This window comes from Arthrobacter sp. SE2, assembly GCF_058244265.1.
Map to the genome: position 1 here is coordinate 106,740 of NZ_JBZAYA010000012.1, position 13,152 is coordinate 119,891.

At 63.5% G+C, this 13,152-nt stretch carries 8 protein-coding genes; all 8 read left to right on the forward strand.

Annotation, left to right across the window (positions count from 1 at the left end):
* The first annotated feature begins 74 nt into the window (after positions 1–74).
* The 8 genes from glmS (at position 75) to mgrA (ending at position 13,014) form a co-directional block, all read left to right on the forward strand.
* Positions 75–1,967 carry a glutamine--fructose-6-phosphate transaminase (isomerizing) gene (gene glmS, locus AC4CS3_RS16815; RefSeq protein ID WP_490784396.1) on the forward strand — a complete coding sequence of 631 codons (1,893 nt, stop codon included), beginning with the start codon at positions 75–77 and terminating at the stop codon, positions 1,965–1,967.
* Between the two features lie 4 nt (positions 1,968–1,971).
* Positions 1,972–2,319, forward strand: a complete 348-nt coding sequence (locus tag AC4CS3_RS16820; RefSeq protein WP_236812218.1) for a holo-ACP synthase — start codon at positions 1,972–1,974, stop codon at positions 2,317–2,319.
* Positions 2,320–2,333: 14 nt separating this feature from the next.
* On the forward strand, positions 2,334–3,878 hold the full coding sequence (locus AC4CS3_RS16825; protein ID WP_490784397.1) for an NAD(P)H-hydrate epimerase: 1,545 nt from the start codon (positions 2,334–2,336) through the stop codon (positions 3,876–3,878).
* 74 nt (positions 3,879–3,952) lie between these two features.
* The gene (gene glgX, locus AC4CS3_RS16830) at positions 3,953–6,313 is read left to right on the forward strand and encodes a glycogen debranching protein GlgX (RefSeq protein WP_490784398.1); all 2,361 of its coding nucleotides are present in this window, start codon (positions 3,953–3,955) and stop codon (positions 6,311–6,313) included.
* Complete coding sequence (gene treY / locus AC4CS3_RS16835; RefSeq protein ID WP_490784399.1) at positions 6,310–8,643, forward strand: malto-oligosyltrehalose synthase; 2,334 nt, start codon at positions 6,310–6,312, stop codon at positions 8,641–8,643. The genes glgX and treY overlap by 4 nt, the downstream gene beginning before the upstream one ends.
* Before the next feature lie 58 nt (positions 8,644–8,701).
* Entirely contained in the window at positions 8,702–10,459 is a 1,758-nt protein-coding gene (gene treZ, locus AC4CS3_RS16840) for a malto-oligosyltrehalose trehalohydrolase (RefSeq protein ID WP_490784400.1), read from the forward strand.
* Positions 10,460–10,560: 101 nt separating this feature from the next.
* Entirely contained in the window at positions 10,561–11,916 is a 1,356-nt protein-coding gene (locus AC4CS3_RS16845) for a glycosyltransferase family 87 protein (protein ID WP_490784401.1), read from the forward strand.
* 60 nt (positions 11,917–11,976) lie between these two features.
* Positions 11,977–13,014 carry an L-glyceraldehyde 3-phosphate reductase gene (mgrA, locus tag AC4CS3_RS16850; RefSeq protein WP_490784402.1) on the forward strand — a complete coding sequence of 346 codons (1,038 nt, stop codon included), beginning with the start codon at positions 11,977–11,979 and terminating at the stop codon, positions 13,012–13,014.
* The last annotated feature ends 138 nt before the right edge of the window (positions 13,015–13,152 follow it).

The following is a 13,152-nucleotide window of genomic DNA, read 5'->3' on the forward strand; positions in this document are numbered from 1 at the left end:
TTCCGCGGTCTGGCCTACGTGCGGGCCCGGATATCCTACGTCCATTTCGAGGGGCACCCGCTACTCTTGTAGGCATGTGTGGAATCGTAGGTTACGTTGGCAATTCATCCCGCCGGGCAGATGCCGGGCACTCGGCTCTCGACGTCGTGCTTGAAGGACTCCGGAGGCTTGAATACAGGGGCTATGATTCAGCCGGAGTTGCCGTGGTGGCTGATGGAACCATCGCAGCCCGGAAGAAGTCAGGAAAACTAAGCAATCTGCTGAACGAGCTCGAGAGAAATCCGCTCCCGGACTCGCTGACCGGCATCGGCCACACCCGCTGGGCCACACATGGTGGACCCACCGACCAGAACGCCCACCCGCATCTGGCGGATGGCGGACGCTTGGCCATGATCCACAACGGAATCATCGAAAACTTCGCCGAGCTCAAGCTGGAGCTCATCGCCAAGGGTGTCACTTTCGAGTCGGAGACGGACACCGAGGTAGCGGCAGCACTCCTGGGCGATATTTTCCGTAACCAGCTCAACGGGGACTCCTCCAACGGCAAGCTCACCAAAGCGATGCAGCTTGCCTGCCAGCGGCTCGAAGGTGCGTTCACGCTCCTCGCCGTGCACGCCGAGCGGCCGGACGTCGTCGTCGCCGCCCGTCGCAACTCCCCCCTTGTTGTAGGACTGGGGGAAGGCGAGAACTTCCTCGGCTCCGACGTCTCCGGTTTCATCGATCACACGCGCCGCGCCGTCGAGCTGGGCCAGGACCAGATCGTCACCATCACCGCCGAGACCGTGGAGATCACAGACTTCTTCGGGGCCCCCGCCCAGGGCAAGGAATACCACGTTGACTGGGACCCGGCTTCCGCGGAAAAGGGCGGCTTCAGCTCCTTCATGGAGAAGGAAATCCACGACCAGCCCGACGCAGTCACCCAGACCCTCCTCGGCCGCTCGGACATTAACGGCCACCTGACCTTGAGCGAGCTCCGGATCGACCCTGAGCTGCTGAAGCAGGTCAACAAAATCATCGTCCTGGCTTGTGGCACGGCCGCATACGCCGGGATGGTCGCCAAGTACGCGATCGAGAACTGGTGCCGCATCCCCACCGAGGTGGAGCTCGCGCATGAATTCCGCTACCGTGACCCGATCGTGGACGCCAACACCCTGGTGGTGTCCATCAGCCAGTCCGGCGAGACCATGGACACCCTGATGGCCGTTCGTTACGCCCGCGAACAGGGCGCCAAGACGATCTCCATCTGCAACACCAACGGATCCACCATCCCGCGCGAATCCGATGCTGTTCTCTACACCCACGCCGGTCCGGAGATCGCCGTCGCTTCCACCAAGGCGTTCCTGGCCCAGATCACGGCCGCGTACCTGCTCGGTCTCTACCTCGCCCAGCTGCGTGGAAACATCTTCTCCGGTCAGATCAAGGACGTCCTGGCGGACCTTGGCAAGATACCCGCCCACATCCAGAAGATCCTCGACAACGCGGGTCCCATCCGCGAGCTCGCCCGCAGCATGAAGGACGAGAAGTCGGTGCTGTTCCTGGGCCGCCACGTCGGCTTCCCGGTAGCGCTCGAGGGCGCGTTGAAGCTCAAGGAAATCGCGTACATCCATGCTGAAGGGTTCGCAGCCGGTGAGCTCAAGCACGGTCCGATTGCCTTGATCGACGAAGGGCAGCCCGTCTTTGTCGTGGTTCCCTCGCCTCGGGGCCGCGATTCCCTCCATGCGAAGGTCGTCAGCAACATCCAGGAAATCCGCGCCCGCGGTGCGCGTACCCTGGTGATCGCCGAGGAAGGCGACGAAGCCGTGCGGGCTTACGCCGAGCACGTTTTCTACGTCCCTCAGACGCCTACCCTGCTGATGCCGCTTCTCACCACTGTTCCGCTGCAGATTTTTGCTGCAGAGCTGGCCAAGGCCAAGGGATACGACGTGGACCAGCCGCGCAACCTCGCCAAGAGTGTGACCGTAGAATAGCCGCATGATTGTTGGCATAGGCGTAGACGTCGTAGACATAGAGCGCTTCGGGCGCCAACTCGAGCGGACCCCGGGCCTCCGTGACCGTTTATTTGTTCCCGCGGAACGCGAACTCAACACGCGGTCCTTGGCCGCGCGCTTCGCGGCCAAGGAAGCCGTAGCCAAGGTCTTGGGGGCTCCGGCGGGCATGAACTGGCAGGACTGCTGGATCGGCCTGGACCAGAACGGCCCCACCATCAAGGTTAAGGGCACCGTGCTGGCAGTCGCCGAGTCCATGGGCGTGAAGCGCTGGCACGTGTCCATGAGCCACGATGGCGGAATCGCCACTGCCATGGTCATCGCCGAAGCCTAGCAGCGCAAGTAACCATGATCAGCGCCTTCACCGGAACACAGATCAGGGCAGCGGAACAACCGCTTCTTGATGCCGGTGAAGGCGCTGTTCTCATGCAGCGCGCAGCATACGGACTGGCAAACGCCGTCGTGCGTGAACTGCGTTCGGAAGGCCGCCGCCTTTACGGCTCGAGCGTCACCGTGCTGGCGGGCAAGGGCAACAACGGCGGGGACGGTCTTTTCGCCGCGGCAATGCTCGCGAGGCGTGGCATGCGCACGACGGCGGTGCTCACCGCCGGTTCCGCCCATCCTGACGCCCTCGAGGCCTTCCATGACGTGGGCGGACGCGTCCACGTCTTGGACCGGGACAACGCCGAAGAACTGGCCGTGCTGATTGCCGGCGACGATGCAGTCATCGATGCCATCTTGGGCACCGGTGCCCGTGGCGGCCTCGGAGGCCCGGCCGCGGAATTAATTGCCGCCCTGGAGGAGCTAAGGCCCAGTCTGGTGGTGGCCTGCGATACTCCCAGCGGAGTGGACGCCGACACAGGCGAGGTCCACTGGCCTGTATTGGCAGCGCGGCTGACCGTGGCATTCGGGGGCATCAAAGCCGGGCTGATGGCCGACCCGGGTGAGGGCCGCGCCGGCCGCGTGATCCTCGTGCCCATCGGCATCGAGGAGCATCTTCCGGCACCTGCCCTGCGCCGCTTCTCCGCCCTTGACCTGGCCGCCGTGCTTCCTGAGCCGGGGCGTCGGGCCCAGAAGTACACCAGGGGAGTCCTGGGCATCGTGGCAGGTTCCGAGCGCTACACCGGGGCCGCGGCTCTCTGTGTCGAGGCCGCCTCCGCGGCCGGTGCGGGAATGGTGCGGTACCTCGGTCCGGAAGTCGTGGCGCGGCAGGTCCTGGTACGAACCCCCGAAGCCATCTGGGAGCCGGCCGAGCCCGGCCGGGTCCAGGCGTGGCTGCTCGGCCCTGGCTTGGACGGAGCCGAACAACTCCAGCGAGCCCGCGACGTGCTGGCCGTGGGGGCCAGCGCCGGCCAGCCCGCCGTCGTCGACGCCGGAGCCCTGGAGCTCCTGCCGGAACGCTGCCCGCCGAACTGGATTCTCACCCCGCACGCCGGGGAGCTCGCGGCCCTTCTCGGCCGAGGCGAGGTGCGCGTCACGCGGGAGGACGTGGAATCGCGGACCGTGCACTTCGCCCGGCTTGCGGCCGAGCACACCGGTGCCGTCGTCTTGCTCAAAGGTGCCACGACGGTAGTTGCTTCGCCTTCCGGGGCGGTCTTCAGCCAGTCGGATGGATGCGCGTGGATGTCAACGGCAGGCAGCGGGGACGTCCTTGGCGGGATTGTCGGCGCGTTGGCTGCGGCGTACGCGGAATCCGGGCTGGACGACGACGGACCCTTCGCAGCGTTGGGAATCGCCCCTGATGAGCGCTGGGCCGCGGTAGCCGCCGTCGGCGCGGGCATCCACGGAATGGCAGGCAGCGCAGCCTCGGCGGGCGGGCCATTGACCGCTTCCGATATTGCCCGGGCCGTCCCCGATGTCTTCCGATTTCTCGGGGAACATCGCGTCGGATGATCCCGGATGTTCCGTGAAAGTCGCATACTCTCGCTAGGCTGGCAGAAAGTTATCCGGCACTTGAAGGAGAACACATGGACGTTTGGCCAGGATCCGCATACCCGTTGGGAGCTACTTTCGATGGCACGGGAACCAACTTCGCGCTGTTCAGCGAGAAGGCGGAAAAGGTGGAATTGTGTCTCTTCGACGACGACGGAGAAGAGATTTCCTACACCGTCAGCGAGGTGGACGGCTACGTATGGCATTGCTACCTCCCGCATGTCCAGCCCGGACAGAAGTACGGCTACCGCGTGCACGGTCCGTATGACCCAGCTAACGGGCAGCGCTTCAATCCCAACAAGCTCCTCCTGGACCCTTACGCCAAGGCCATCCACCGGCAGATCGACTGGGACCCGGCGCTTTTCTCCTACAACATGGGGGATCCGGACTCCCGCAACGACAAGGACTCCGCGCCCCACATGATGATGGGCGTGGTCATCAACCCTTTCTTCGACTGGGACGGAGACCACCTCCCGCGGATCCCGTACCACCGTTCCGTGATTTACGAGGCGCATGTCAAGGGCCTGACCCAGCTCCACCCCGAGGTTCCTGAGGAGCAGCGCGGCACCTACGCCGGCGTCGCCCACCCGGCGGTGATTTCCCACTTGCAAAAGCTCGGCATCACCGCGATCGAGCTCATGCCGGTGCACCAGTTCACGAACGACGGCATCCTGCAGGACAAGGGGCTGAACAACTACTGGGGCTACAACACCATCGGGTTCTTTGCCCCGCACAACAGCTACAGCTCCAAGGGCGATACCGGCCAGCAGGTCCAGGACTTCAAAGCCATGGTCCGGTCCCTCCACCGGGCCGGCATTGAGGTCATTCTCGACGTGGTGTACAACCACACGGCCGAAGGCAACCACCTGGGCCCCACGCTGTCCTTCAAGGGGATCGACAACTCCGCGTACTACCGTCTGATGGAGGGCGACGAGAAGCACTACATGGACTACACGGGCACCGGCAACTCGCTGAACGTGCGCAGCCCGCATTCCTTGCAGTTGCTCATGGATTCCCTGCGCTACTGGGTCACCGAAATGCACGTGGACGGTTTCCGCTTCGACCTCGCATCCACCCTGGCCCGCGAATTCTATGACGTGGACAAGCTGTCCACTTTCTTCGAACTTATCCAGCAGGATCCGGTGGTTTCGCAGGTCAAGCTGATCGCCGAGCCGTGGGACGTCGGTCCCGGCGGCTACCAGGTGGGCAACTTCCCGCCGCAATGGACGGAATGGAACGGCCAGTACCGGGACACGGTCCGCGACTTCTGGCGGGGCGAGCCCTCCACCCTCGGTGAGTTCGCCTCCCGGTTGACCGGTTCGGCGGACCTTTACGAGCACTCCGGGCGCCGCCCGGTGGCTTCCATCAACTTCGTCACGGCCCACGACGGCTTCACCTTGGCCGACCTGGTGTCCTATAACGAGAAGCACAACGAGGCGAACGGCGAGGGCAACAACGACGGCGAATCCCACAACCGTTCCTGGAACTGCGGCGTCGAGGGGCCCACGGAGGACCCGAAGGTCCTGGGCCTTCGTGCCCGCCAGCAGCGGAACTTCATCGCCTCCATGCTCCTGTCCCAGGGAGTCCCGATGCTGCTGCACGGTGACGAGCTCGGCCGGACGCAGCGGGGCAACAACAACGGCTACTGCCAGGACTCCGAGCTGACCTGGATCAACTGGGACAGCGTGGACCAGCCCTTGGTGGAGTTCACGGCCGCGGTCAGCGCTTTGCGCGCCAAGCACCCCACCTTCCGGCGCAGCCGATTCTTCGACGGACGCCCGGTACTGCGAGGCGAAGGCGAGAGGCTTCCGGACATCGTATGGCTCGACGTCGACGGAACCACCATGACGCCGTCGGACTGGGACAGCGGCTTCGGCCGCTCCGTGGGCGTGTTCCTCAACGGCGACGGGATCCGCGGCCGGGACAACCAAGGCCGGCGCATCACGGACGTCAACTTCCTGCTCTACTTCAACGCCCACGACGACGAAGTCGGCTTCAAGGTGCCCTCGGACGAATACGCACCTGCGTGGGACATCATCATCGACACCGCCGGTGGCGGAGCCGACACCGAACCCGTGCAGGCGGAAGCGGTCCTGGGTGTTGGGGCCAAATCGCTCGTCGTGTTGAGGGCACACAGCGTCCCGGACACGGACCCGGACCATTCCGTGGCGGCGTCCCTCGCCGCGTTGTCGCAGACAACCACCACCGAAACGGCTTCCTTGACTGCCCCAGCCACGCCGGAACGCTCCACCCGGACGCTCCAGGCTGTACCGGAAGCAGCCCCTGAACCGAAAAAGCACCATGCTCCGGAGCCGAAGGCTGACCCCGAAACCAAGCCTGCCGCTGCGCCAAAGAAGCCCAGAAAGCCACGCGCCCACAAGAACGGGGGATCATGAGGACACCCGTCTCCACCTACAGGCTCCAGATCAGGCCGTCGTTCACGCTCCAGGACGCGGCGGCCCTCACGGGCTATCTGCGCGAGCTCGGGGTGGATTGGGTGTACGTGTCACCCATCCTGACGGCGGAGGAGGGCTCGGACCACGGTTACGACGTCACCGACCCCTCAACCGTTGATGCTTCGCGCGGCGGCGCCGAAGGGCTCGCCGCGCTCTCCAAGGCAGCACGGGAGGCCGGCCTCGGGGTCCTGGTGGATATCGTCCCGAACCACATGGGCGTTGCGTCGCCCCCGCAAAATGCTTGGTGGTGGTCCCTCCTCAAAGAGGGCAAGGCCTCCCGCTATGCGGAAGCGTTCGACGTCGATTGGGACTTCGCCGGCGGAAAGCTCCGGCTCCCGGTCCTCGGAAGCGACGACGACGTCGACAAGCTGGACGTGGTCGACGGCGAATTACGCTACTTCGACCACCGCTTCCCGCTGGCCGAAGGCAGCTATGCCGCGGGTGACAGCGCCAGGGACGTCCATGCGCGCCAACATTATGAGCTGGTCGGCTGGCGCCGGGCGGACGACGAGCTGAATTACCGCCGGTTCTTCGCAGTCAACACCTTGGCCGGGATCCGCGTCGAGATCCCATGGGTCTACGATGAAGCCCACTCGGAGATCGCCCGATGGTTCCGTGACGGGCTTGTTGACGGGTTGAGGATCGATCACCCCGACGGGCTCGCTGACCCTGCCGGGTACCTGGAGCGCCTCAAGGAAACCGCGGCCGGCTCCTATCTGCTCGTCGAGAAGATCCTTGAGCCAGGGGAGGAACTTCCGGAGAACTTCAACTGTGAGGGGACCACAGGCTACGACGCCCTCGCCGACGTCGACCGCCTTTTCGTGGATCCCGACGCCGAGGTGCAGCTTGATGCCTTGGATGCCAGGCTCCGGGGCACCGGCTCGCCCGTCGACTACCAGGCCATGATCCACGGAACCAAGCGGCGTATCACGGACGGCATCCTGCATTCGGAAATCCTCCGGCTCGCGCGGCTCGTCCCGGACTCTCCGGAGACGCCCAATTCAGGGGTAGCCAATCCGGAGGTGGCAGACGCCCTGGCCGAGACCATCGCCTCGTTTCATGTCTACCGGAGCTATCTCCCGTACGGCAAAGACACCTTGGTTGAGGCCGTTGAACGGGCTGCCCGCACCAGACCGGAGTTGGAACAGGTCCTCAAGGCGCTGCTTCCGCTGCTGCTCGACGCCGGCAGCGAACTGGGCCGCCGCTTCCAGCAGACCTCCGGCATGGTCATGGCCAAGGGCGTGGAAGACACTGCGTTCTTCCGCTACACGCGCCTTGGGACGCTGACCGAAGTGGGAGCGGATCCCACGGAATTCGCCTTGTCCGGGACCGGATTCCACGAGCGGATGGTACGTCGCCAGGCACTGCTGCCGCTGTCCATGACCACACTGACCACCCACGACACGAAACGCAGCGAAGACACCCGGGCCAGGATCTCCGCTATCTCCGAGGCGGTCGCCGAATGGGAAGCATTCGTGGATCGTATGCAGGAACTGGATCCGATTCCCGACGGGCCACTCGCAGTCCTCGTATGGCAAGCCATCGCGGGTGCCTGGCCGGCCAGTCGTGAACGCCTCCAGGGTTATGTCGTCAAGGCTGCACGCGAAGCCGGCAACTCCACCAGCTGGACCGAGCCGAACGAAGAGTTCGAAGCGAAGCTGGCTTCCGCCGTCGACGCCGTCTTCGACGTGCCGGAGGTGACGACCGCCCTGGAAGAGTTCGTTGCGCTCGTGGACCCGTATGGGACGTCCAACTCATTGTCGGCAAAGATTGTCCAGCTGACCATGCCGGGGGTACCGGACGTCTACCAAGGCACGGAGTTCTGGGATCGTTCACTTACCGACCCGGACAACCGGCGCGCGGTCGACTTCGAACGGCGGAGGGCCGCTCTCGCAGCCCTCGACGCCGGTGTCCAGACTGAAGCGAGGGACGAGCTGGCCAAACTGCTGCTGACTTCCCGGGCCCTGCGGTTGCGCCGGGACAGGCCGGAGCTTTTCGGTGGCTACAGTGCTGTCAATGCGGAGGGTCCCGCGGCCGAACATCTCATCGTCTTTGACCGTGGCGCCCTTGCCGCCGGTGGCGGTGCCATCACCTTGGCAACCAGGCTCCCGCGGAAGCTTCAGCGGAACGGCGGGTGGCAGGACACGTTCATTCGTCTTGGGAGCGCAGTCCAGGATGAACTGACAGGCAACAGTTACCCTGCGGGCGAGGTTCACGTCGGGAGGCTTCTGCAGAGATACCCGGTGGCCTTGCTTGTGCCCATTGGCTAGCCAGAGCACCAACAACGGCGGGCAAACGAAGCCCGAACGAGACAATTGAGGGGAAGCGATGGCCGAGAAGACCAGCGCGGGGAAACAGTTCAGCGTGTGGGCCCCGTTTGCAGAATCTGTCACTTTGCTTGCGGAGGGTCAGCACCACGAAATGCGGTCGAACGACGACGGCGCCGCGGGCTGGTGGACGGCAGACGTACCCCGGCGGGCCGGAACTGACTACGGCTATCTGGTGAACGGGGAGGGGCCCTTTCCCGATCCGAGGTCGCAGCGCCAGCCGGACGGGGTCCATGCCCTTTCCCGCACCTTCGACGCCACGTCCTATGCCTGGAACGACTCGGATTGGGCGGGACGCGGGCTCGGTGGCGCAGTCATCTACGAGCTCCACCTCGGTACCTTCACCCCGGAAGGCACGCTGGACGCGGCCGCGGAAAAACTGGACTACCTCGTTGAATTTGGAATCGACTTCGTGGAGCTTCTGCCGGTCAACGCCTTCAACGGCCCCCACAACTGGGGATACGACGGCGTGCTGTGGTTCGCCGTCCATGAGGCCTACGGGGGACCGGAGGCCTATCAGCGATTCGTGGATGCCGCGCATGCTGCCGGACTAGGTGTGATCCAGGATGTGGTCTACAACCATCTGGGGCCTAGCGGGAATTACCTGCCGAAATTCGGTCCATACCTGAAGTCCGGCGAAGGCAACACGTGGGGCGACTCAGTGAATCTGGACGGTCCAGGTTCTGACGAAGTCCGTCAACACATCCTGGACAACGCCGCTATGTGGTTGAGCGAGTTCCACGTGGACGGGCTGCGCCTAGACGCCGTACACGCCCTGCGCGATGAGCGGGCCGTCCATATCCTGGAAGACCTAGCCAGCCTCGCGGATGGCATCGAAGCGGAAACAGGCGTCCCCAAGACCTTGATCGCGGAATCGGACCTGAACAATCCGCGCCTGATCTACCGCCGGGATACCAATGGCTACGGGCTGGAAGGGCAGTGGAGCGACGACTTCCACCACGCCGTGCATGTGAACCTCACTGGGGAGACAGCTGGCTACTATGCGGATTTCGATTCCTTGGGCGCACTGGCGAAGGTGCTTGAACACGGTTTCTTCCACGACGGGAGCTACTCGAGCTTTCGCGGCAGGCATCATGGCCGCCCCATCCGCCCGGGGCTCGTTCATCCTGCCGCGTTGGTGGTCTGCAACCAAAACCACGATCAAATCGGCAACCGCGCGGCCGGTGATCGCCTGAGCTCGAGCCTGTCCTACGGCAGGCTCGCGCTGGCCGCCGTGCTGACTATGACGTCGCCGTTCACTCCGATGCTCTTCATGGGCGAAGAATTCGGTGCGTCCACGCCTTGGCAGTTTTTCACCTCGCATCCTGAGGAATGGCTGGCTGAGGCGACGGCACAGGGCCGGCTCAAGGAATTCGAACGGATGGGCTGGGACCCTGCGTTGGTGCCCAACCCCCAGGATCCGGAGACGTTTGAACGTTCCAAGCTCAAGTGGGAGGAAGCACACGACGGCGATCACGCCCGATTGCTGGACCTTTACCGGGCGCTGGCGAACCTCAGGCGCTCGACTCCGGAGCTTGCGGGCGGCGGATTCACTGACACACACGTCGACTTCAGCGAAGAGGACAAATGGCTGGTTCTTAGCAGGGGCGCCGTAAGGGTTGCCTGCAACTTCGGGGACCGGACCCTGACGAAGGCGATGGATGGCGAAGTCCTGCTCGCCACGGACTCCACGGCCGCCGTCGGGAACCGAAAGCTGACCCTCCCGGGCGAGAGCGCCGCCGTCGTGCGCCTTAAGTAAGGCGGTGGCCGCCCCGAATAGTGAGCTCCGGCTCCCCGGCACCTCACCGCAGACTCCATGGGGGATGGCCCGGTAAATGTGTTTGAGGTAGGCTCCGCAACATGCTGCTGCGCGGTCGAAAACAAAACTGGGGATTTCGTCGAATTCCGCGATCTTGCGAACGTTTCCTCCGAAATTTGGTTCAAGCGCTCGACAGGCTGATTACTGCGGAGCGCCTGCGGAACTATCCGATGATTTTCATAGTCCTGGGTGCGCTCATGACGGTCGTTTCGTCCGCGCAGCGAGTAATTGATCCCGGAGCGCGGGGGGCATTTCTCCCTGACTATCTCGCACATTGGACGGGAGGCGGACTCCTTCTATCTGGTGAGCGTGAAGGGCTGTACGACCCCGCAATCCAGTTGGGGCATCAGGTTACAGCCTTGGGTCCGACCGCCTACTTGGCATGGTTTGTTTCTCCTCCACTCGTCGCGGCCCTGTACGCACCCCTTTCAGTTTTGAACTACAACGTGAGCGCGGCATGCTGGGTAGTCTTGAGCGCTTCGATGTTGATCTGGTGTGTTCATAGCCTTGGCTTCCTCGCCCCGAACCTCATGCGACGACGGCGCAAATATGTGTTCCTGGCAATATTCGCTTCCGCACCGGTTCTTGAATTAGTGGGTGGCGGGCAGGATTCTGCGTTCGTACTCGCCGTTTGGCTCGTCGGGCTGCGCCTCATGGCAACGCGCCGTCAAGGCCTCGCGGGGGCGGCTATTGGTCTTGGGTTCTTGAAACCCCAGCTGGTAGTTCTAGTCCCATTCGTCCTGCTTTTCACTCGAAAATACAGGGCACTCGCAGCCTTCGTGGCGGTTGTGGCGGGACTGTCTGGGGTATCGGTACTACTCATTGGAATCGACGGAATCCAACATTGGGCGGCCGCAATCACTAGTTCGGTCTACACCGAACAGGTCCAGCAAGGCCAAGCCTGGAAGATGGTGAGCCTTCCGGCGTTCATCATCGCCATTCTGCCGCCGGGATGGAGTGCTTGGCTCGCCACATACGTGGGGTGGGCATTCATCGCCATCGGTTTTGTTTTTCTCCTCCAAAGAATCCGGGCAGCCAGTACTACCACTGTGGACACCCAAGCCGTCTGGGTGGCCACGCTGGCAACCACCGTCGTTTTCTCGCCCCATCTAATGATCTACGACGCTATCCTGCTCGTCCCCGTCGCGCTCTTTCTCTTGGAACGGCGCCCGTCTGCTTTTATCCGTGTGATGTTGGTGGCAGCATTCGTGCTGATGTGGCTGGCTCCGGCGCTGCACGTGCTGTCCTTATCGGTGCCTTGGCCCTTTGCGGCTGTAAGTGCCCCTTGGGCGTCGTTACCCTTAACCGCCCTCTGGGTCGAATCGCTAAAGGAGGTACTGACCCGGCGCAGCCCGTCCCCACAATCAGCGATGGTGAATTTGGACCCTGGTAAGTGACCGCGCCCACATGACGGACATCGCACTTCGAGCCTCGAAGGCGGTGGCAGGATGGTAGGTATGACTTATTCGGCTGCGGAAAACCGCTATGAAACCATGCCCTACCGCCGCGTCGGACGCAGCGGCCTCAAACTTCCCGCGATCTCGTTGGGACTATGGCACAACTTCGGCGACGACAAGCGTTTCGAAGAGCAGCGCGCCATCCTCCGCCGGGCGTTCGATCTGGGAGTCAACCACTTCGACCTCGCCAACAACTATGGCCCGCCGGACGGTTCGGCTGAAACGAACTTCGGCCGCCACCTGAAGGACGACTTCAAGCCGTACCGCGACGAACTCGTCATTTCCACCAAGGCCGGTTACTACATGTGGCCCGGCCCCTACGGAGAATGGGGCTCCCGCAAGTACCTGCTCTCCAGCCTCGACCAGTCGCTTCAGCGCATGGGACTGGACTACGTGGACATCTTCTACAGCCACCGTCCCGATCCCGAAACCCCGCTGGAAGAAACCATGGGTGCCTTGGACCACGCGGTCCGTTCCGGCAAGGCCCTCTACGCCGGAATCTCCTCCTACACCCCGGAGCAGACCCTCGAGGCAGCCCGGATTCTCAAGGAGATGGGCACGCCGCTGCTCATCCACCAGCCCAGCTATTCCATGCTCAACCGCTGGACCGAGAACGGTTCGCCCAACCTTTACGAAACGCTGGACCAGGTTGGCGCTGGATCCATCGCCTTCTCCCCGCTGGCACAGGGGATGCTCACCAACCGGTACCTGAACGGAATCCCCGCGGATTCACGCGCCGCCAAGGAACGGTTCCTGTCCGAATCAGCGCTGACCGAGGAAAAGCTGAGCCGGGTGCGAGGTTTGAACGCCATTGCCGAAGGACGCGGCCAGACCCTCGCCCAGATGGCCATCGCCTGGATCCTGCGCGCTCAGCCCAAGGGTTCGCCTGTGACCTCGGCGCTTGTCGGGGCGTCCAGCGTGGCCCAGCTAGAGGACACCGTGTCCGCGATCAACAACCTCGACTTCACGTCGGAGCAACTGACAGCGATTGACGAGTTCGCCGTCGAATCCGACATCAATCTGTGGGCGCAGAAGTAGATTCGGAAACTTAACACACTTGCGGGGCCGGCTGGGAACAAAGCCGGCCCCGTTTGGGTTGGCTACAATGCTAAGAGCGCCGAATGGCGCTGTGCCTTTAAGACGCCGTCGTACATTCAGGTACTGACGCGCTAGGCA